This window comes from Pseudomonas sp. YuFO20 (genome assembly GCF_035064975.1).
GTDB classification, from domain to species: domain Bacteria; phylum Pseudomonadota; class Gammaproteobacteria; order Pseudomonadales; family Pseudomonadaceae; genus Aquipseudomonas; species Aquipseudomonas putida_AE.
The window spans coordinates 1-21,586 of record NZ_JAXDEO010000005.1; the positions used below are offsets into that span (position 1 = coordinate 1).

At 61.4% G+C, this 21,586-nt stretch carries 18 protein-coding genes; 1 reads left to right on the plus strand and 17 read right to left on the minus strand.

The annotated features are described in order from the left end of the window. Positions 1 to 77: 77 nt before the first annotated feature. Together SOP85_RS04010 and SOP85_RS04015 are read right to left on the minus strand one after the other, a co-directional pair. Positions 78 to 341 carry a DUF6124 family protein gene (locus tag SOP85_RS04010; RefSeq protein WP_323606470.1) on the minus strand — a complete coding sequence of 88 codons (264 nt, stop codon included), beginning with the start codon at positions 339 to 341 and terminating at the stop codon, positions 78 to 80. A gap of 455 nt (positions 342 to 796) precedes the next feature. Next, the gene (locus SOP85_RS04015; RefSeq protein WP_323626152.1) at positions 797 to 1,693 is read right to left on the minus strand and encodes a LysR family transcriptional regulator; all 897 of its coding nucleotides are present in this window, start codon (positions 1,691 to 1,693) and stop codon (positions 797 to 799) included. A gap of 119 nt (positions 1,694 to 1,812) precedes the next feature. On the opposite strand from SOP85_RS04015, the gene SOP85_RS04020 reads away from it, so the two are divergent. Beyond that, positions 1,813 to 3,093, plus strand: a complete 1,281-nt coding sequence (locus SOP85_RS04020; protein WP_274076077.1) for an MFS transporter — start codon at positions 1,813 to 1,815, stop codon at positions 3,091 to 3,093. Here SOP85_RS04020 and gspM read toward each other — a convergent pair. The 15 genes from gspM to gltB all read right to left on the minus strand — a co-directional run bounded on the left by gspM (position 3,086) and on the right by gltB (position 21,503). Continuing rightward, positions 3,086 to 3,547 carry a type II secretion system protein GspM gene (gspM, locus tag SOP85_RS04025; RefSeq protein ID WP_323626153.1) on the minus strand — a complete coding sequence of 154 codons (462 nt, stop codon included), beginning with the start codon at positions 3,545 to 3,547 and terminating at the stop codon, positions 3,086 to 3,088. The genes SOP85_RS04020 and gspM overlap by 8 nt on opposite strands. Beyond that, positions 3,544 to 4,650 carry a type II secretion system protein GspL gene (gspL, locus tag SOP85_RS04030; RefSeq protein WP_323626154.1) on the minus strand — a complete coding sequence of 369 codons (1,107 nt, stop codon included), beginning with the start codon at positions 4,648 to 4,650 and terminating at the stop codon, positions 3,544 to 3,546. The genes gspM and gspL overlap by 4 nt, the downstream gene beginning before the upstream one ends. Then, the gene (locus SOP85_RS04035) at positions 4,647 to 5,477 is read right to left on the minus strand and encodes a type II secretion system protein GspK (RefSeq protein WP_323626155.1); all 831 of its coding nucleotides are present in this window, start codon (positions 5,475 to 5,477) and stop codon (positions 4,647 to 4,649) included. The genes gspL and SOP85_RS04035 overlap by 4 nt, the downstream gene beginning before the upstream one ends. Further along, entirely contained in the window at positions 5,474 to 6,016 is a 543-nt protein-coding gene (locus SOP85_RS04040) for a type II secretion system protein GspJ (RefSeq protein WP_323626156.1), read from the minus strand. Before SOP85_RS04040 ends, SOP85_RS04035 begins: the two co-directional genes overlap by 4 nt. Beyond that, the gene (gspI, locus tag SOP85_RS04045) at positions 6,009 to 6,383 is read right to left on the minus strand and encodes a type II secretion system minor pseudopilin GspI (RefSeq protein ID WP_274076082.1); all 375 of its coding nucleotides are present in this window, start codon (positions 6,381 to 6,383) and stop codon (positions 6,009 to 6,011) included. Before gspI ends, SOP85_RS04040 begins: the two co-directional genes overlap by 8 nt. Beyond that, entirely contained in the window at positions 6,376 to 6,843 is a 468-nt protein-coding gene (gene gspH / locus SOP85_RS04050) for a type II secretion system minor pseudopilin GspH (RefSeq protein WP_323626157.1), read from the minus strand. The genes gspI and gspH overlap by 8 nt, the downstream gene beginning before the upstream one ends. 3 nt (positions 6,844 to 6,846) lie before the next feature. Further along, positions 6,847 to 7,296, minus strand: coding sequence for a type II secretion system major pseudopilin GspG (gene gspG / locus SOP85_RS04055; RefSeq protein WP_323626158.1), 450 nt, complete (start codon positions 7,294 to 7,296; stop codon positions 6,847 to 6,849). Positions 7,297 to 7,299: 3 nt separating this feature from the next. Next, positions 7,300 to 8,499 carry a type II secretion system inner membrane protein GspF gene (gspF, locus tag SOP85_RS04060; RefSeq protein WP_323626159.1) on the minus strand — a complete coding sequence of 400 codons (1,200 nt, stop codon included), beginning with the start codon at positions 8,497 to 8,499 and terminating at the stop codon, positions 7,300 to 7,302. 3 nt (positions 8,500 to 8,502) lie between these two features. Then, positions 8,503 to 9,960 carry a type II secretion system ATPase GspE gene (gspE, locus tag SOP85_RS04065; RefSeq protein WP_323626160.1) on the minus strand — a complete coding sequence of 486 codons (1,458 nt, stop codon included), beginning with the start codon at positions 9,958 to 9,960 and terminating at the stop codon, positions 8,503 to 8,505. Further along, entirely contained in the window at positions 9,957 to 11,885 is a 1,929-nt protein-coding gene (gene gspD, locus SOP85_RS04070) for a type II secretion system secretin GspD (protein ID WP_323626161.1), read from the minus strand. The genes gspE and gspD overlap by 4 nt, the downstream gene beginning before the upstream one ends. A gap of 8 nt (positions 11,886 to 11,893) precedes the next feature. Further along, complete coding sequence (locus SOP85_RS04075; protein ID WP_323626162.1) at positions 11,894 to 12,391, minus strand: type II secretion system protein N; 498 nt, start codon at positions 12,389 to 12,391, stop codon at positions 11,894 to 11,896. 129 nt (positions 12,392 to 12,520) lie between these two features. After that, the gene (gbpA, locus tag SOP85_RS04080) at positions 12,521 to 13,993 is read right to left on the minus strand and encodes an N-acetylglucosamine-binding protein GbpA (protein WP_323626163.1); all 1,473 of its coding nucleotides are present in this window, start codon (positions 13,991 to 13,993) and stop codon (positions 12,521 to 12,523) included. A 292-nt stretch (positions 13,994 to 14,285) separates the two neighbouring features. After that, entirely contained in the window at positions 14,286 to 15,353 is a 1,068-nt protein-coding gene (hemE, locus tag SOP85_RS04085) for a uroporphyrinogen decarboxylase (protein ID WP_274076089.1), read from the minus strand. A gap of 253 nt (positions 15,354 to 15,606) precedes the next feature. Continuing rightward, the gene (locus tag SOP85_RS04090) at positions 15,607 to 17,025 is read right to left on the minus strand and encodes an FAD-dependent oxidoreductase (RefSeq protein WP_175389976.1); all 1,419 of its coding nucleotides are present in this window, start codon (positions 17,023 to 17,025) and stop codon (positions 15,607 to 15,609) included. 32 nt (positions 17,026 to 17,057) lie between these two features. Then, positions 17,058 to 21,503 carry a glutamate synthase large subunit gene (gltB, locus tag SOP85_RS04095; protein WP_323606483.1) on the minus strand — a complete coding sequence of 1,482 codons (4,446 nt, stop codon included), beginning with the start codon at positions 21,501 to 21,503 and terminating at the stop codon, positions 17,058 to 17,060. Between the last annotated feature and the right edge of the window lie 83 nt (positions 21,504 to 21,586).

Genomic DNA, 21,586 nt, shown 5'->3' on the forward strand with positions numbered 1-21,586 from the left:
AGCTCCTACAGGGAATGGTGTACACCTGTAGGAGCTGCCGCAGGCTGCGATCTTTTCTAACGTGCAATATGGTTTTTTCAGGGTGGATCGAGGTTATCCAGGACCCGATTCACCGCCAGTTCCCCCAGCATGATCGATTGCTGAATCCCCAGCAGTGTGTGGCTCTGCGTGGCGTTCAGGCTCCTCGCGAAGTCGCTCGCCATGACATTGGCTGATGCCAGTGAAACGCAGGCGTATTCCAGCAGGGTGTGGTTGTCAATTTCGGGGGCGATGAGGAAGATATTGCTGGGTTGGTGTGGAGTGTCTGGGTCGGAATCCGGTGGGTTTGAGGTATTGGTCATGATTCAGCGTCCTGACAGTGGGGGCCACACCGAATCGCTACTGATGAAAGGGTGGCAGCTGTACGCAGGTTAGTAGACCGGGTTACACGAACCGGCGCGCCCAAAGGCGCCCTGCGCACAGCTACCGTCAAGGGCAGGTATTGGCATACCTGCCTATCGGGAGCGCCAATGCGTTTCGTATAAACAACGGGCTACTAAACCCGATCACTGACAATCAGTGACCCGGTTCAAGCTACCGATGGCCCTCAAAACGCACAAGCCGGCCGATTCTGGAGTAGTTGTAGGCAACGCCGCAAGGCGCTGTAGCCCCTCCGGGATAGTTCAGAAATGTCCCACAAGCAGCGGCGAAAAATCTGAGCCTGTGGGAGCGAGCCTGCTCGCGATGGTCGTTAACGATGACGTGGGGTTCCTGGGTGCACGCAGTGTGCTTTGGTTCATCGCGAGCAAGCTCGCTCCTACAGCGGTTCAACCTTGCGTGTGAGCAGTTCGACAAACGCCCGAGCCATCGGCGATTTCTGGTCCTTGCGCTGCACCAGCCACACCGCCGACACCGCCGCTGGATCGAGCAGCGGCCGATAGACCACGCCGTCGATGCGCATGCGCTGGTAAGACGCCGGCAGCACCGAAACACCGAGCCCCGCCGCTACCAGCCCGATGATGGTCATCGCCTCGCCGGCCTCCTGGGCGAAGTGCGGGCTGAAACCGGCGTCCCGGGCCAGGCTTAGCAGTTGCGCGTACAGGCCGCTGCCGTAGCTGCGCGGGAAGAACACGAAGGGTTCGAGGGCCAGTGCTGACAGAAACAAGCCGTCTTCACTGCCATTGGCCAATGGATGCTTTGAGCTGAGAACGGCGACCAGCGGTTCGCGCATCAGCTCGACCACACTGAGCGAATCGGGCAGCCCGAGCGGGCGCATGATGCCGACTTCGATCGACTCATCCACCAGCGCATCGGCCACCTGGGTACTGCTCATTTCCCGTAGGTTCAGGTGCACTGCCGGAAAACGCTGGCGAAATGAAAAAATCGCCTGGGGAATGGTCGAGTTGAACGGTGCCGAAGAGGTGAAGCCGATTTTCAGTTCGCCCAGCTCGCCCAGCTGTGCCCGCCGCGCGACATCCGCCGCCTTGTCCACTTGCGCCAGCACCAACCGCGCCTCTTCCAGGAACAGCCGACCAGCCTCGCTCAGCTCGACCCGACGATTGGTACGTTCGAACAAGCGTGCGCCGACTTCCTGCTCCAACGCCTGAATCTGCTGGCTCAGCGGCGGTTGCGAGATGCCAAGCACCTGCGCGGCGCGGCCGAAGTGCAGTTCTTCGGCGACGGCGATGAAGTAGCGCAGATGACGCAATTCCATGAACACCCCATTAGGTCGTTAAAGCTATCAAACAGGTCGAACAATATATTGGATTGAATCATTAGCCGGCTATATGCTTTTTTCATTGCCTGACCGGCTGCGCTCCTCCGAGGTCCACCGTGAAAACTGCTGTTGCTCCACTCGCCCATGAAGTTCCACCTGCCGCACAGGGCGAAGTCGTCGCCGAGCTGGCGGAGATCTACATCGAAAAAGGCACGCCTGCGTTCATGCGCACGGTACTGGCGCTGTTCTGCGGCGGCTTCGCCACCTTCGCCCTGCTCTACTGCGTGCAGCCGATGATGCCGCTGTTGTCCCACGAATATTCCATCAACGCGGCGCAGAGCAGCCTGATCCTGTCGGTGGCTACAGGCATGCTTGCCATCGGCCTGCTGATCACGGGCCCCATATCCGACCGCATCGGCCGCAAACCGGTGATGGTGGCGGCACTGTTTGCCGCCGCACTGTGCACCATGGCCAGCGCGATGATGCCGAGCTGGCACGGCGTGCTGGTCATGCGCGCGTTGATCGGTTTGTCGTTGAGCGGGCTGGCAGCGGTGGCGATGACCTATTTGAGCGAAGAGATTCACCCGCAGCACATCGGCCTCGCCATGGGCCTGTACATCGGCGGCAATGCCATTGGCGGGATGAGCGGGCGTCTTATCACCGGCGTACTGATCGACTTCGTCAGCTGGCACACGGCAATGCTGGTGATCGGCGGTCTGGCGCTGATGGCGGCAGCGGTGTTCTGGAAAATCCTCCCCGAATCACGCAACTTCCGCCCCCGCTCACTGCACCCGCGCAGCCTGGTCGACGGTTTCACCATGCACTTTCGCGACGCCGGCCTGCCGCTGCTGTTCCTCGAAGCCTTTGTGCTGATGGGGGCGTTCGTCACCTTGTTCAACTACGTCGGCTACCGCCTGCTGGCCGAGCCCTATCACATGGAACAGGCCTTCGTCGGACTGCTCTCGGTGGTGTACCTCTCGGGTATCTACAGCTCGGCGAAAATCGGCTCGCTGGCCGACCGGCTCGGCCGCCGCAAAGTGCTCTGGAGCACGATCGCGCTGATGCTCGGCGGTCTCGCCCTGACGATGTTCACGCCATTGCCGCTGGTGATCATCGGCATGCTGATCTTCACGTTCGGTTTCTTCGGCGCCCACTCGGTCGCCAGCAGCTGGATCGGCCGCCGTGCCATCAAGGCCAAGGGCCAGGCATCGTCCTTGTACCTGTTCTGCTACTACGCCGGGGGGAGCATTGCCGGTACGGCGGGCGGCGTGTTCTGGCACCTGGGCGGCTGGAATGGCATCGGTCTGTTCATTGGTGGGCTGCTGGTGGTGGCGTTGCTGGTGGCGTTGAAACTGGCGAAGTTGCCGCCGCTGCCGGGAGCCGGCGCGACTATCTGAGTACCATCCGCGCCTCCAGCACCGTGTTGCGCTTTTCCAGGGTCAAGGATTGCAACACGGTGCCATTGCGTTCGATGCGGTCCAGCCAGGCCAGCAAGGCCTTGGCATCACCGCTGAGACTGAGGCGCAACTGATCGCCGTCGGTGTTGACCTGATGCAGTTCCAGCCCCGCCGCGGTGGCGCTTTCACTGACGTGCAGCGACAGCGGCTGGGTGACAGGTTCGCGTGTGCTGCGCGGACGCGCCAGCTGCAGTTGCGCCGCCAGTGCCAGTTGCTGATGGTACTGACGCTCGGCAGTCGCAAGGCGCTGCTGCGTCGGTTGCCAGATCAGGCTGAATGCCGCGACGCCAAAGACAAACACCCCCAACATCAGCAACAGCCGACGTTCGCGCAGCGACAGGCGTTGCCAGCGCTGCAGGAGCGCCAGCCATGGGATTAAACCATTCAGAGTCATGCGCCTTGCTCCAGGGTCAGGGTCGCCCGCACCCGATCGCCTTCCTTGCTCGCGCTGTCGAGTCGCACAGGCAAACCTTGCTGACGGCCACGCTCGCGCAGTAACTCCAGTTCGGTAAAGCTGTTGGCGGTCAGCTGGACTTTCCAGCCATCGCTTTCGCGAAACTCAATGCGCTGGACATCGACGTTGCTGGCACCGATGACTTGCTCGACGAGCTTGACCAGCCCGGCGATATGACCATCCTGGGAGGCCGCATTCGGGCTTTGCAAGGCCTTGAGTTGTAACCCCAGGTCAACGATGCGGGTCTGGTCCGGGTAAAACGCCTTGAATTGCTGCTCGTTGCGGCTGTAGAGCTGACGGGTCTGGTTTTCGAGAAAACCGATACGTGCCGCACTGGCGCCCCAGTCGAGCAGCAACAGCGCCAGTACGACCAGCCCGCCGAGCCGCCAGGGCAGGCGCTTGCGACGCGCAGCGAAATCACCGTGCAACAGATTGATTGCCTGTCCATGCACCGAGGCCAGCCATTGATCGAAATCAGGGCAGTCCTGACGCTCATCGCGCCACTGCACGTCCATGGGCAAGCCCGGCTTGAGCGCCAGCAAATCCTCATCCGACAAGGTCAGGCGAGCCGGCAAGCCGCCCCCGAGCAACCAGCGGCCAAACCAGCGGATACCGAGCGCCTGGTCACGGGGCAACACATCGGCATCGACAAACACGGATCGCACTACAACACCCACTCCGGCAAGCAGCGCGAGCACGTCGGCGAATCGTTCGCGGTCGATCACCATCACCGGGTAGCGACCTTGTGCATCGCGCGCACCGGTGCTCAGGTGCAGCTTTTCCAGGGCTTCGCTCAGTTGCTCTTCGACGGCGAAGGCGATGGCTTGGGCATCAGGCTGGCGCCTGGACGGCCATGGATCACTGATTAACCAACTGCACAGCTCCATGGGCAGCAACACATCGACCTCCTGCCCAACCAGTGCCTGTGCCGCTTGGTCCAAGGGCAAGAGCTGCCGTTCGCCGGTCGAGGTCCATAGGCAACAAGGCCAGGCGAGCGTGGGCAGGGCCAAGCCTTCGGCCGTCAGGTAAAGCCAGGTTTTCATTGCGGTATCTCGTTGAGGGTCGAGGGTAGGACACGCCGTTGCAGGATGTTCAGTTGTCGCGTCTTCGGGTCGCGTTCGACATCGGTGGCCAGACGCAGATGGCCCTGGCCCTGAGTCACTTGCACGGTGATCCGGTACCAGCGGCTGTCAACGCCCAGGCCATGGCTGCTCAAGCCCAAGCCGGATAACAGCGGGTCCTGGGTAAAGGCTTGAACGCTTGGCCAGCTTGCCGCGGCACGCTGGCGTATCAGGGCTTCGGCCGTTGTACTCTCGACACCGTCGAGCGTGCGCAACACCAGCGCCGGTGCCGTGTTGATGTTCGTCGCGGCCTCTACCGGCAACAGCGCGACCCAGGGCGCCAGGCGACTCAACAACTCACCGTCGACACCCGGAAGCAGTCGCAATTGGCTGAGCTCGCGCAACGCCCCCACTTGCTCCAGTTGCAACGGCGGCAGTTCGAGCAGCACCAGCAAACGTATCCAGCGATTGAGCGTGACTTGGTCGATCTGGCCCTGAATCAACAGGGCATTGACGTTGAAGCGCCCGGCCAGGTCCTCGATATCGACAAGGATCTGCGCGTCTTCAATAGCGAAAGCGCTGGATGGCTGGGCAATCGGGTCGCTATCTTTTTGCTGGGCCTTGAGCAAGCCCAGGCCCCAGGCTTCCCCGGCGACGCCAAGTTGCCGCAGGTGCATCTGCTGCAGCTGTTGCCCGGTGCTTTGCAGTAACGCGCGATGGCTGCGCAGCATGCCGCCGATGATCAACAGCGCCAGGCTCATGACCAGCAACACACTGATCAATGCAACGCCGCGTTGATTGGCCCTCATGGAAATGACCCCGGCAATGACAGCACTCGGCGTATCGCTTCGAAACGCCCTGCCGACACCTGCATTTCCACCGCCAGGGGCGCCTTCTGGTTCGGCCCGGTCGGCCAATCACCGCGCCAGCCGACCTGACTGTCGTACAGGCGCCAACGCAGGTCTCGAACATCGTCCAGCAGTTTCTGTCGCTGTACGCTCTGCGCCCCTTCTGCCCGGCTGTCGCGCCACAGCACGCCGTTGTCGAGTCGATAGGTCAGCACCTGGCGCTCACTGCGTGGCAAGTCCAGTGGATTACGCCAATTGCTGCGCACCAGTTGCAGCTGCGTCGGGTCAGGCACCACAGGCTGTTGGGCGATGTGCAGCAGGTCGCGTTCGATCACTGCCACGGCGCGTTGCAGCTTTCTGAGTTCTCGTTCGTGGCTCTGGGTGCCCTGCTGCACGCGCACCACACTGTCGAACAGCGTCCAGCTGGCCAGCCCCAGCAATGCGAAAATCGCAATGGCAATAACCAGTTCCAGCAGGGTGAATCCGCCCTGCTCATTCATGCCGATTGGCCATCCAGCCGGTGGCGCGGAACAGGCTGTGGTCACGACCGGCAAGGCCGACCTCGACCTCGACCGCCAACCCATGCGGATCACTCGCCATACGTACGGATTGACGTACAACCCAGTCGCGATCTCCCATGCTCACCACCCGTTGGGACTGTGAAATCACCGGGGACGATTGCAGGCGCAACTCGTTCAGTTGGTTGTCCGCCACCCAGGCCGCGAGAAGGCGCTCCTCGGCAGCGCCCGCCTGTCTCACCACGTATTGGCTGGCGGACAGCACGGCGGTGGCCAAGGTTGCGAAAATCGCCAGGGCCACCATGACTTCAAGCAAGGTGAAGCCACCCATGCGCGATGGCTCAGTCATCGATCATGACCTCGCCGACGCCATCGCTGGACAGGCTCGCCCAGACTCTGTCTTTGCCAGCAAACGTCAGGGAGAAGGTGCTGGTTTCATCGCTGCTGTACAGCTGAATCTGGGGTTGACCGGCATCAGCGCCCAGGCTCATGGAATAGCCCTCCTGTTCAAGGCTCAGGCGCAAGCCGTCGGGCCATCGGTAGAAGGCTGCCAGCGGCTCCCAGCCACGCCCATCGAGGCGCATTGCCCGGTATCCTTCGACGCTCAGTCGCACACCGTATTCCCGCCCCTCGAGCACTGCCTGTTCACGCAGTTGGCGTATGAAACCAGCAAGCGCACCCGCTTCCTGCCTGGCTTGCTGAGCCGGATTAACGCCAGCAGCCAGACTCACCATGCCCACCAGCACGCCGATCACGACGATCACGATCATCATTTCCAGCAAGGTAAATCCCCGACATCGGCGTGGCATGCTTCAACCACCCCAGTTGCCGATTTCCGACGCGTGCCCCTCGCCACCCGCTACGCCATCGGAGCCAAGGGAATACAGGTCATAGCCGCCATCGTCCGATTTCACGCCGGGATTGAGGTACTGATAGGGCGTGCCCCACGGGTCAACGGGCAAGCTTTTCAGGTAACCCTGCGGGTTCCAGCTCCGCGGTGTCGGCACCCCGGAAGGACGTTTGCTCAAGGCCTCCAGCCCTTGTTGCGTGGAGGGGTAGTGGAAGTTGTCGAGGCGATACATTTCCAGGGCGGTGCCGATGGCCTGTAGATCGACTCTGGCGGCGGTGACCTTGGCCTGATCGGGACGGCTCATGAACTGCGGCACCACGATGGCCCCCAGGATGCCGATGATGACCACCACCACCATGATCTCGATCAGGGTAAAACCGTGCTGGGACGTTCTGTGACGCAGAGCATTCATGGGTCAATTCACCAATTGGTTGAGGCTGAGAATCGGAAGCAGAATGGCCAGGACGATCAGCAGCACGACGCCGCCCATCAGCACGAGCATGGCCGGCTCGAAAAGGCTCACCACCAGGGCAATGCGCGCTGCCAGACTGCTTTCCTGTTGTTCGGCGGCACGGGCCAGCATACGATCGAGTTCGCCCGCCCGTTCACCACTGGCGATCATGTGCAGCATCATCGGCGGAATGTCGCCGCTCAGTTCCAGGCCATGGGTCAGGGTTCCACCCTCGCGGACCGAGCGGGCGACATCGGCCATGCGCGCGCGGATGGTCAGGTTGCCGATCACCGCAGCGGCGATTTCCAGTGCATCGACCAGGGGCACGGCGCTTTTGCCGAGGATGGCCAGGGTGCTGGCAAATCGTGCGGCTTCCATCGCGCGCAGCACGTCGCCACAGACCGGCAGGTTCAACGCCAGGCGATGCCAGCGCAGGCGCCAGGCCTGTTGCCTCAAACTCCAGCGCCAGAGGGCGATCAACAGCGCCAGCGCGGCGATCAACAACAGGCCATGGTGGCGCAAGCCGTCACTGGTGCGGATCAACGCCCGAGTCAACCACGGCAACGCCTGGCCACTGTCGACGAAAATCTTCACCACGTCCGGCACCACGTAGCCGAGCAGAAAGCCAACGATGACTACGCTTGCCAACATCAGGATCAACGGGTACACCAGCGCCATCTGGATTTTTTGCCGTGAGGCCTGGCGGGCCTGGGTATACGCGGCCAATTGCTCCAGTACATGGCCCAGATGACCGGAACGCTCACCGGCGGCCACGGTGGCGCGGAACAGTTCGGGGAACGCCTTGGGAAACTGCTCCAATGCAGTGGCCAAGGCATGACCTTCCATGACCCGGCTCCTGACCGCTGAGAGCAAACTGGCAACCCGGCGCTTGGCACTCTGTTTAGCCACGGCCTCAAGGGACTCTTCCAGGGGCAAACCGGCCTGCACCAGCGTGGACAACTGCAGCGTCAGCAGTGCCAGATCGGCGGCGCTCAACCGTCCAGGCCTGTTGTCGCCAGCAGCGACGCGGATTTCCTTTATGTCGCGCGGCCACAACCCGCGCTCACGCAACAGTTGCCGCGCATGCCGGGGATTATCGGCCTCCAGCCGCCCCTTGCGCCGCCTGCCCTGATCGTCCTCGGCGCGGTAATCGAATGTCGGCACTGACTAGTCCTCCCGAGTCACGCGCAGCAGCTCGTCGAGACTGGTCAGCCCGTCCAGCACCCGTTGGCGACCGTCCTGGAACAGACTGCGCGACATCTGGCGCGCCTCGTTGGCCATGGCCTGTTCACTGGCGCCCTGGTGAATCAGCGCGGCCACTGCCGGGGTCACGCTGATCAGTTCATAGATGCCAACGCGCCCGCGATAACCGTGCTGACACTGCTCACAGCCCACGGCGCGGAATAGCCGCAGCGGTGATGCGCCCAGCCCCAGACGCTGGCAGGCATTCGCATCCGCGCTATAAGGCGCCTTGCAATGAGGGCATAAGGTGCGCAGTAATCGCTGGGCCAAAACCCCCACCAGCGACGAAGCCAGCAGGTAGGCATCGACCCCCATGTCTATCAGGCGCGTCACCGCGCCGACCGCACTGTTGGTGTGCAGCGTCGAGAGCACCAGGTGACCGGTCAGGGAAGCCTGCACGGCAATTTCAGCGGTCTCGCGGTCCCGGATTTCGCCGACCATCACCACGTCCGGATCCTGGCGCAGGATCGCCCGCAAGCCCCGGGCAAAGGTCATGTCGACTTTCGGGTTGACCGGCATCTGCCCCACGCCCGGCAGGTGGTACTCAATGGGATCTTCGACCGTGAGGATGTTGCGGGTCTGGTCGTTCAGACTGTTGAGCGCGGCGTACAGGCTGGTGGTCTTGCCGGAACCGGTGGGCCCGGTCACCAGCAGAATGCCGTGGGGTTTGCCCAGCAAGTGACGCAGGTCGCGCAGGATGTCCTCCGGCATGCCCAGGCGCGACAACTCAAGGCGCCCGGCCTGTTTGTCGAGCAAGCGCAGTACCACCCGTTCGCCGTGTGCCGAGGGCAGGGTCGAGACCCGCACATCGACTTCATGCCCGGCCAGGCGCAAGGCCATCCGGCCATCCTGGGGCACGCGTTTTTCAGCGATATCCAGGCGCGCCATGACCTTGATGCGCGACACCAGCAGCGTCGCCAATTCGCGTCGAGGCCGGAGCATTTCCCGTAATTGCCCGTCGACCCGCATGCGCACCGACAGGTACTGCTCGAAGGTTTCCAGATGCACATCGGAGGCGTGCTCGCGCATGGCCTCGCTGAGCAGCGCATTGATCAAGCGGATGATCGGCGCGTCGCCCTGCTGTTCCAGCAGATCAGCGGTTTGCGGCACCTTGTCCACCAGGCTGAGCAGGTCCAGCTCTTCGTCGAGCCCTTGGGCCACCTGCTCGGCGGCACTCTGGCCCTCGCGGTAGGCGGCTTCCAGGCGTGTGGCAAATACCTCGGGGGCCAGCACCCGCAGCGGCAGCTCGCGAGCACATACCCGGCGGGCTTCCGCCAAAGCGGTGAGCGGCGTATCGGCCCGCACCGCGAGGCTCGATTCGCCGCCTTCGCACTCCAGCAGCACACCGAACCGACGGGCGAAACCAAAGGGCAGTTGGGTCATGGCGTGTTCGGCGCCGGCTTGCGCAGGTCGAACATCGGCGCATCGGAAACCGGTTCGAACAGCTGACGTGAATCCGCCGGCAACAGCAACGAGTTGTTATCCAGCGCGCCGGACTGGCTCAAATCGCGCAGCGCGTTGTAACGTTGCTGGCTGATGCCGCTCAGGTCCTCCTTGCTACGAACGATCGTGGGCCGCAGGAACACCATGAGATTGCTTTTGCTCTGGGTGTCCCGGTTCCAGCGAAACAGAGCGCCCAGGTAGGGAATATCCCGCAGCAGCGGCACCCCGCTTTTCTGGGTCCTGACGCTGTCCCTGATCAACCCGCCAATCACGATGATTTCGCCATCGTCGGCCAGGATGGTGCTCTTGAGGGCGCGCTTGTTGGTGATCAGGTCCGAAGAGTCGATGCCTGATACCGAGGGCGCGATGTCCGACACTTCCTGCTCGACCTCCAGCCGCAGCGTCGAACCTTCGTTGATGTAAGGCTTGATCTTCAGGCTGATGCCCACGTCCTTGCGTTCGACGGTGGTGAACGGATTGTCCGCACCGTTGCTGTTGGTGGCGTAGGAGCCGGTCTTGAACGGGACGTTCTGGCCGACGATGATGTGCGCTTCCTGGTTGTCCAGGGTCAACAGGCTTGGTGTAGAAAGCAGGTTGCTGTGTGTGTTGCTGGCCAGGGCCGAAATCAACGCGCCAAAGCGATCACTGCCCAGGCGCAAAATCGCGCCTTCGGGTGCGGATTTTTTCTCGTCGAAATTCAGGCCGCCAACAATCGGGATATCGGTGCCGGGAAAATTGATGAAGCCTTTCGCATCCCCCGTACTAAAGCCCCATTGCACGCCAACGGCCTCGGCGATGTCCCCGGAAATCTCGACGATGGCGGCATGGATCAGCACCTGCGCGCGCGGCTGGTCCAACTGGCGCACGATGCTTTCGATGGTCCTGACCTGCTCCGGCTCGGCGATCAGCACCAGCGCATTCTGGCTTTCGTCGGCCTTGATCATGAAGGCCGTGCCAGGCGCTGTGTCCTTGCTGCTGCCAAGGGCTGGAGGCGCTTTTCGGCCTTGTCCCATGCTTTCCAGAATTTCCGCCAATTGCTTGGCATCGCTGTGACGCAGGCGGATCACCCGGGCATTGTCCGCAGTCGCCGTGGCAGGAACATCGAGACCGCGTGCCAACTCGGCCAAGCGTTGGCGAACGGCTGACGGGCCAATCAGGATCAGGCGGTTGGTTCTGCTGTCGGCCAATACCTGGATCGCGCTCTCGGGAGTGCGCTTGCCCAGGGAAGCTTCCATCACGGGGGCCACGTCACTGGCCCGGGCGTGGCGCAATTGCACCACCGCGTGCATGTTGCCTTGTCCGGAGTCCAGCTGGCGGATGACCTGGACGATGCGATGCGCGTTGGCCGCCGTCTCCGTGACCACCACCGCATTGGCCGACACGGATGGCCCGACATAACCGTTGGCCGAGACCAATGGCCGGACCAGCCCGGCGATGTCGGCGGCACTGCTGTTATTGAGCTCGATCACCCGGGTGACAAATTGCGAGGGCGTTGCGTTTTTTGCAGGGCTGGTGCCGGCGCGCGTCCTGGCTTCGGTTACTGGCGTGATCAGGATCCGGTCACCTTCATCGATCACCGTGAAGTTGTGGGCGTCGAGCACCCCGTAGAACAAGCGGCGGACGCCTTCGCGATCAAGGGCTTGTTGAGACATGACGGTGATGCGTCCGGAGACCCTGGGATCAAGCACCACGGTGGTTCCCAAAATGCCGGAGATCTCTTCGACGATGTCGCGCAGCTCGGCGTTGTTCATCGCCAGCTGCCACTTTTCTTGCGCCGCCTGCGACGTACCCGACAAGGCCAGGCTCGCCAGAACGACAAGTACAAGCATGGAGCGCAAGGCCTGCACGCCAATAAAACAGTTCATGATGTTGATCACTCTGACGGCCCGGAAACCGGGCGTAGATAACGCGTAGAAATAGCCGAAGCCTGGCCGTCGCCTGGCGACCCGAGTCGGCGAAGGAAGCGCGCGACAGGCGGTTGCAGCGTTAATCGCTCTTCCCGCCCCTTGTTCCACAGCACCACTTGATTGGCTTCGACGCGACGCAGGACGCTGCCACCGGGCAAGCGTTCGCCCACCAGGTACATACGCGAGCCTTGGGCATCGGCGAGCAACGCTTTGGACAAACCGCTGCTGAGGATAAAACTGGCCTGCAAGGTCAGCGGCTCGGCACTGGCCAGCAATGAGGTGCCTTGCGTCAGCCCCAGCACCGCTGCCACCGCAGTAGCATCCAGCGCTACAGGGGCGGGAACAGAGGCTGGCGCCACCACCGGCAGCGGCGGCGAGGCGAGGCGCTCACGAAAGTGCCACTCCTGCCAGATCAGCAGCGCTGCATAACCCAGCGGCATGACCAGCAGGCCAAGACGACTCATCACCTTCCCCGAATTCTTCACGAGTGGCTCACTCGAGCCGTTCGATAACCCGAAACCGTCATTCGCAACTCGATAAAAAAGTGAAGCTTCAGGCAACCTTTTCAGGTCACCTGAAGTACTGCGAGGGACTTAGAGTTTGTCCCAGGCCATGTGCCAATGCGGACCGATGCCAGTACCAGGTTCGAAACCATTGGCAGACGGGCTGTACTGCTTGCAATAACCGGACGCGGGGAATGGCTTGCACTCAAAGACTTCATTAGTCTTCGGCTGCAACACCTTGGTACCGGCGGTGTACTCGCTGAGGCCTTCCGGGAACACGAAGTCGTAGTCGGCACCGGCGCCTTCACCGGTCAGTTGGGTCACCTGGGTATCCTGGCGGATGGTCCGGCCATCCAGGGTCGTGCCGACCAGCGTCAGGGTGTGCTTGCCGGGGTTGCTGCGAACATCGATGGCCAGCCAGGACGAGCCGCTGTCCGCTTGCGCGGAAGTGGAGCCTACCGGCTTGTTGCCCTCATCGAACAGCGTCGCTTCGACGTTCATCTTGCGATTGGAAAGGATACTGAAATCGATCCTGGCCACACCTTTTTCCAACAGATACTCAGCTTGCCGGGAAGCGACCGACAGTCGAGCCGCAGCATCTTCCTGCATCTTCAACTGCACTTCGTAGCGTATTACGCCGCTGTCTTTTTGCGCATACACGCTGTTGTTGCCCTTGACCGGTTCGATCGTGCCGTTTTCATCTCGGACGCCCGCACGGATAAGGGCATGAGCCTTGTTGATGGCTTCTGCCAACTTGAACGACCAGTTGTTTGGCGCGCCTTCCTCTGCACTATTGATGGAAATTTCAACGCTGTAGTCGGGGCTTTCGCCATTAGCGGTGAACGCGCGGGCCTTGACCTTGTCACCGACCAGCAACGAGGTTGACGGCGCGATACTGCCCACGGAAGACCAACCGCCCGGAAGTTCCGGCTCGGCCAGGATGTTCACATCCGCGGCATTATAAAAAGCTGCATCGGTATCACCGACCGTCCAGATCGCCAGGATGACGTGTTGACCGGTTTTGTCGTTGGGGATGTTGCAGTTGTGTTTGGCACCCGACTCCGGCCTCTGGTTGCTGCCATCGATGGTGCAGAACGGCGTGCTTTCGAACGTTGCCCGCTTGAGTGCTTCGTTCGGGTTCCAGCCGTTGCGGGTGATGAAATACTCATGTTTGGTGGCCGGATGCACCGCCGTGTAGCGCCACTGGAAATCGATGTTGCGATCCTTGATTTCCGTCATCTGCCAACGGGTGGCCGATTGGGCGTCCAGCGCCGAGAACAACGAGTGACCACCACTCGGGATCTTGCCATCGACCGGCCCTTGCAGAGGCGCGCCGCCAACACCCGAAGGAAAACCCTTGAAGGTTTCACCGACACTTTGAGGTTCGTATTGGGCGCCACCGCAATTGGTATTCACGCCTTTTTGGCAAAGCAGTGCACGGGAAGGCGGTACTTCCAGATAGCCATGCGCGGAAACACTTTGTGACACCAATATTGCCGATAACAGGATCATTGAAGAAGTGCAGCCGGCCAACGCACTTCCCTTGTAGTAAGTACTTTTCATCCAATAAATTCCAGATTGCTTATCGAAGATCAGGGCGCGTATTGCTTGCGCCGTTAAATGCAATTGAGCTCAACAATGGTGAGCACTGATCTGTAAATCTACTTGGATGAAATCGATTTATATGTAGGGAAAATCGCTACTTACACGAGGACTTTTCCATTTAATTGTTTATCTGACACAGAATGAAAAAAATCTTACAAGAGGCAACAATTTGACTGAGGATGAACAATTTAATATATAAAAAAGCCCGTCAGGCAGCAGGCCGAACGGGCTTTAAAACAACTTAAAGCAATTATTCGTGATACTGCGCCGACAACTCATGCACCGCGCGCAGGAAGGCGCCGGCGTGTTCCGGATCGACTTCCGGGGTGATCCCATGGCCGAGATTGAACACATGGCCGCTGCCCTTGCCGTAGCTGGCGAGGATGCGTCCGACTTCGGCGCGGATCGCTTCCGGCTTGGCGTAAAGCACGGTTGGGTCCATGTTGCCTTGCAGGGCAACTTTGCTGCCGACACGTTCACGGGCGCTGCCGATGTCGCAGGTCCAGTCCAGGCCCAGTGCATCCGCGCCAGCGTCGGCGATGCTTTCCAGCCACAGGCCACCATTCTTGGTGAACAGGATGACCGGCACCTTGCGGCCTTCGTGCTCGCGGATCAGGCCGCTGACGATTTTCTTCATGTAGGCCAGGGAGAATTCCTGGTACGCCGCCGCCGAGAGGCTGCCACCCCAGCTGTCGAAGATCTGCACCGCTTGCGCACCGGCCATGATCTGGCCGTTGAGGTAGCTGGTGACGGTCTGCGCGAGCTTGTCCAGCAGCAGGTGCAAGGCTTGCGGGTTGTCGTAGAGCATGGTTTTGGTCTTGCGGTAGTCTTTCGACGAGCCGCCTTCGACCATGTAGGTGGCCAGGGTCCACGGGCTGCCGGAGAAGCCGATCAGCGGCACGCGGCCGTTCAGTTCGCGGCGGATGGTGCTGACCGCGTCCATCACATAGCCCAGGTCTTTGTGCGGATCAGGAATCGGCAGGGCCTCGATGTCGGCCAAGGTGCTGACGACTTTCCTGAAGCGCGGACCTTCGCCGGTTTCAAAGTACAGGCCTTGGCCCATGGCATCGGGAATGGTCAGGATGTCGGAGAACAGGATCGCCGCGTCCAGCTGCGGATAGCGGTCGAGCGGTTGCATCGTGACTTCGCAAGCGAACGCCGGGTTCATGCACAGGCTCATGAAATCGCCGGCCTTGGCACGGCTGGCGCGGTATTCAGGCAGGTAGCGACCGGCCTGACGCATCATCCACACGGGGGTGACGTCTACGGGTTGCTTGAGCAGGGCGCGCAGGAAACGGTCGTTCTTCAGGGCAGTCATGTCGGCATCCGGAAAAAAAGTGCGGGCATTTTCTCAGAGCCGGACGTAAAAGGCACGGATGCAGGTCAGCCTTTTGTCTATCGGGTCAATTTGTCGCGCTGTAAACGCGGCATTGGTAACGCCACGAAACAACTGTGGGAGCGGGCTTGCTCGCGAATGCGGTGTGTCAGGCAACAAAACTGTCGACTGGCACTCCCTCTTCGCGAGCAAGCCCGCTCCCACATTTTGACCGCATTCCAGCTTCAGGAAGTGATCAGACGCCCAGGTAATCCAGAATCCCTTCAGCCGCATTACGGCCTTCGAAGATCGCCGTCACCACCAGGTCGGAACCGCGCACCATATCGCCACCGGCGAAGATTTTCGGGTTGCTGGTCTGGTGCTTGTACTGGCCTTGTTCCGGGGCGACGACGCGGCCCTGGCTGTCGGTCTGGATGCTGAACTGCTCGAACCACGGCGCCGGGCTTGGGCGGAAACCGAAGGCGATGACCACGGCGTCGGCCGGGATGATCTCTTCGGAGCCCGGGATCGGCTCGGGGCTGCGACGGCCACGGGCGTCCGGTTCGCCGAGACGGGTCTCGACCACTTTCACGCCTTCGACCTTGTCTTCGCCAACGATGGCGATCGGCTGGCGGTTGTAGAGGAATTTCACGCCTTCTTCCTTGGCGTTCTTCACCTCTTTGCGCGAGCCTGGCATGTTCGCTTCGTCACGACGATAGGCGCAGGTCACCGATTTGGCGCCCTGGCGGATCGAGGTTCGGTTGCAGTCCATCGCCGTGTCGCCACCGCCCAGTACCACGACCTTCTTGCCTTTCATGTCGACGAAATCTTCCGGCGACTTTTCAAAGCCCAGGTTGCGGTTGACGTTGGCGATCAGGAAGTCCAGCGCGTCGTACACGCCCGGCAGGTCTTCACCGGCGAAGCCGCCCTTCATGTAGGTGTAGGTGCCCATGCCCATGAATACGGCATCGTATTCTTCGAGCAGTTGCTCCATGGTCACGTCCTTGCCCACCTCGGTGTTGAGGCGGAACTGGATGCCCATGCCAGTGAAGACTTCGCGGCGATTGCTCAGCACGGTCTTTTCCAGCTTGAACTCGGGGATGCCGAAGGTCAGCAGACCGCCGATTTCCGGGTTCTTGTCGAACACCACCGGGGTCACGCCGCCGCGCACCAGCACGTCGGCACAGCCCAGGCCCGCCGGGCCCGCACCGATGATCGCGACACGCTTGCCGGTTGGCTTGACCTTGGACATGTCCGGGCGCCAGCCCATGGCGAACGCGGTGTCGGTGATGTACTTCTCCACCGAACCGATGGTCACCGCGCCGAAGCCGTCGTTGAGGGTGCAGGCACCCTCGCACAGACGGTCCTGTGGGCACACCCGGCCGCAGACTTCCGGCAGGGTATTGGTCTGGTGCGACAGTTCGGCGGCCTGGAGGATGTTGCCCTCGGCCACCAGCTTCAGCCAGTTGGGAATGAAGTTGTGCACCGGGCACTTCCATTCGCAATACGGGTTACCGCAACCCAGGCAGCGGTGGGCCTGGTCGGCCGACTGCTGGGGTTTGAACGGTTCGTAGATTTCCACGAACTCTTTCTTGCGTTGACGCAACAGTTTCTTCTTCGGATCCTTGCGCCCGACCTCGATGAACTGGAAGTCATTATTCAGACGTTCAGCCATTTTAAAACCTCATCAAACTCTTCAGGCGCATATCACTGCGGGTTGGCACGGGTGCTGGAAAGCAACGACTTCAGGTTGGCAGCCTTGGGCTTGACCAGCCAGAAACGACGCACGTAATCATCGAGGTTCTCGGCGAGCTCACGACCCCACTCGCTGTCGGTTTCCTCGACGTACTCGTTCAGCACGCGTTGCAGGTGGCTACGGTAGGCTTCCATCGCCTCGCCGCTGATCCGCTGGATTTCCACCAGTTCGTGGTTGACCCGGTCAACGAATGTGTTGTCCTGGTCGAGCACGTAGGCGAAACCGCCGGTCATGCCAGAGCCGAAGTTATAACCGGTCTTGCCCAGGACGCAGACGAAACCACCGGTCATGTACTCGCAGCAGTGATCGCCAGTGCCTTCCACGACGGTGTGGGCACCGGAGTTACGCACGGCAAAACGCTCACCCGCGGTACCGGCGGCGAACAGCTTGCCGCCAGTGGCGCCGTACAGACAGGTGTTGCCGATGATGGCACTGTCCTGGGTCTTGTAGATGCTGCCCTTCGGCGGAACGATCACCAGCTTGCCGCCGGTCATGCCCTTGCCGACGTAGTCGTTGGCGTCACCTTCCAGGTACATGTTCAGGCCGCCGGCGTTCCACACACCGAAGCTCTGACCGGCCGTGCCTTTGAAGCGGAACGTAATCGGCGCGTTAGCCATGCCCTGGTTGCCGTGCTTACGGGCGATGTCACCGGAGATCCGCGCGCCGATGGAACGGTCGCAGTTGCAGATATCCAGGGCGAATTCGGCGCCGCTCTTGTCGTTGATCGCCGAGGTGGCCATGTCGACCATTTTCTCGGCCAGCAGACCCTTGTCGAACGGCGGGTTACGTTCCACGCCGCAGAACTGCGGCTTGTCCGCCGGCACGTGATCGCTGCCCAGCAACGGAGTCAGGTCGAGGTGATGCTGCTTGGCGGTCTGGCCTTCGAGGACTTCCAGCAGATCGGTACGGCCGATCAGCTCTTCGAGGGAGCGCACGCCCAGCTTGGCCAGCCACTCACGGGTTTCTTCGGCGACGTAGGTGAAGAAGTTCACCACCATGTCGACGGTACCGATGTAGTGATCCTTGCGCAGCTTCTCGTTCTGGGTCGCGACGCCGGTGGCGCAGTTGTTCAGGTGGCAGATGCGCAGGTATTTGCAGCCCAGGGCGATCATTGGCGCAGTGCCGAAGCCGAAGCTTTCAGCGCCAAGGATGGCCGCCTTGATCACGTCGAGGCCGGTTTTCAGGCCGCCGTCAGTTTGTACCCGGACTTTGCCGCGCAGGTCGTTGCCGCGCAGGGTCTGGTGGGTTTCGGCCAGGCCGAGTTCCCACGGAGCGCCCGCGTATTTGATCGAGGTCAGCGGCGATGCACCGGTACCGCCATCGTAGCCGGAGATGGTGATCAAGTCCGCATAGGCCTTGGCCACACCGGCGGCGATGGTGCCGACGCCCGCTTCCGCTACCAGCTTCACGGAAACCAGCGCCTTCGGGTTGACTTGTTTCAAGTCGAAAATCAGCTGCGACAAGTCTTCGATCGAGTAGATGTCGTGGTGCGGTGGCGGCGAGATCAGGGTCACGCCCGGCACTGCGTAACGCAGCTTGGCGATCAGACCGTTGACCTTGCCCCCTGGCAGCTGACCGCCCTCGCCTGGCTTGGCGCCCTGGGCGACCTTGATCTGCAGCACTTCAGCGTTGACCAGGTATTCCGGAGTCACACCGAAACGGCCGGTGGCAACCTGCTTGATTTTCGAGCTCTTGATGGTGCCGTAGCGCGCCGGGTCTTCGCCGCCTTCGCCGGAGTTGGAACGCGCACCCAGGCGGTTCATGGCTTCGGCCAGGGCTTCGTGAGCTTCAGGCGACAGGGCGCCCAGGGAGATACCGGCGGAGTCGAAGCGCTTGAGCACCGACTCCAGCGGTTCGATCTCGCTGATATCCAATGGCGTGTCGAGGGTTTTGACTTTCAGCAGGTCGCGGATCATCGACACCGGGCGGTTGTCCACCAGCGATGTGTATTCCTTGAACTTGCTGTAGTCGCCCTGCTGCACAGCGGCTTGCAGGGTGTTGACCACGTCCGGGTTGTAGGCGTGATATTCGCCACCGTGGACGAATTTCAGCAGGCCGCCCTGCTGGATCGGCTTGCGCGGGCTCCAGGCTTCGGTGGCCAGGGCTTTCTGCTCGGCTTCGATATCGACGAAACGCGCACCCTTGATGCGGCTCGGTACGCCCTTGAAGCTCAGGTTGCAGACTTCCTCGGACAGGCCGATGGCTTCGAACAGTTGAGCGCCACGGTACGACGTGATGGTCGAGATACCCATCTTCGACAGGATCTTCAGCAGGCCCTTGGTGATGCCTTTACGGTAGTTCTTGAACACCTCGTAGAGGTCGCCCAGCACTTCACCGGTACGGATCAGGTCGCCCAGCACTTCATACGCCAGGAACGGATAAACGGCAGAGGCGCCGAAACCGATCAGCACGGCGAAGTGGTGCGGGTCACGCGCGGTTGCGGTTTCCACCAGGATGTTGGAGTCGCAACGCAGGCCCTTCTCGGTCAGGCGGTGGTGTACCGCACCGGTGGCCAGGGAGGCGTGGATCGGCAACTTGCCCGGGGCAATGTGACGGTCACTCAGGACGATCTGCGTACGACCGGCGCGCACGGCTTCTTCAGCCTGATCGGCAACATTGCGGATCGCAGCTTCCAGGCCGATGCTTTCGTCGTAGTTGAGGTCGATTTTCTGGCGTTCGAAGCCCGGACGATCGAGGTTCATCAGCGAGCGCCACTTGGCCGGGGAAATGACCGGCGAGCTGAGGATCACGCGCGACGCGTGTTCCGGCGACTCCTGGAAGATGTTGCGCTCGGCACCGAGGCAGATCTCCAGCGACATGACGATGGCTTCACGCAGCGGGTCGATCGGCGGGTTGGTCACCTGCGCGAACTGCTGGCGGAAATAGTCGTACGGCGTACGCACGCGCTGGGACAGCACGGCCATCGGCGTATCGTCGCCCATCGAGCCTACGGCTTCGTAGCCTTGCTCGCCCAGTGGACGCAGCACTTGGTCGCGCTCTTCGAACGTGACCTGGTACATCTTCATGTATTGCTTGAGCTGATCGACGTCGTAGAACGCCGAACCGTGGTCGTTGTCCTCCATGGTCGCCTGGATGCGCAGGGCATTCTTGCGCAGCCATTGCTTGTACGGATGACGGGACTTCAGGCGGTTGTCGATCGCATCGGTGTCGAGGATCTGACCGGTTTCGGTGTCCACGGCAAAGATCTGGCCCGGGCCAACGCGGCCCTTGGCGATCACGTCTTCAGGCTGGTAGTTCCAGACACCGATTTCCGACGCCAGGGTGATGAAACCGTTCTTGGTGGTGACCCAACGCGCCGGACGCAGACCGTTACGGTCGAGCAGGCACACCGCGTAGCGACCGTCGGTCATTACCACGCCGGCCGGGCCGTCCCACGGCTCCATGTGCATCGAGTTGTATTCGTAGAACGCACGCAGATCCGGGTCCATCGTCTCGACGTTCTGCCACGCAGGCGGAATGATCATCCGCACGCCACGGAACAGGTCGATGCCACCGGTGACCATCAGCTCCAGCATGTTGTCCATGCTCGAGGAGTCGGAGCCGACGCGGTTGACCAGCGGGCCGAGCTCTTCCAGGTCCATCAGGTCGTTGCTGAACTTGGTGCGACGGGCCACGGCCCAGTTGCGGTTGCCGGTGATGGTGTTGATTTCGCCGTTGTGCGCCAGGAAGCGGAACGGTTGAGCCAGCGGCCATTTCGGCAGGGTGTTGGTGGAGAAGCGCTGGTGGAACACGCAAATCGAAGTTTGCAGGCGCTCATCGCTCAGGTCTGGATAGAAGGCGGTCAGGTCCGCCGGCATCATCAGGCCTTTGTAGATGATGGTCTTGTGCGAAAAGCTGCAGACGTAGTGGTCGGTATCGGCGGCGTTGGCCACCGATGAACGACGACGGGAGGTGAACAGCTTGACGGCCATGTCCTGGTCGCTCAGGCCTTCGCCACCGATGTACACCTGCTCGATCTGTGGCAGGCGCTCAAGGGCCAGGCGGCCGAGGACGCTGGTGTCGATCGGCACTTTGCGCCAGCCGACGAGGGACAGGCCGGCAGCCAGGATCTCGCGGTTCATGTTCTCGCGAGCAGCCTCGGCTTTGACCGGGTCCTGGTTGAAGAAGACCATGCCCACCGCGTATTGCTTGGGCAGTTCGACGCCGAACGTTTCCTGGGCGATGGCTCGCAGGAATACGTCCGGCTTTTGAATCAGCAGACCGCAACCGTCACCGGTCTTGCCGTCAGCATTAATCCCACCGCGGTGGGTCATGCAGGTCAGGGCCTCGATGGCCGTTTGCAAAAGGGTATGACTGGGCTCGCCCTGCATATGGGCAATCAGGCCGAAACCGCAGTTATCCTTGAATTCATCTGGTTGGTACAGACCTGCTTTCATAGACACTTTCTCACCAGGCTGCCTCTTGTCGAGGCAAATTTCTTTTCAATTCAACCACTTACCATCCGCGCCGAACGTACGCC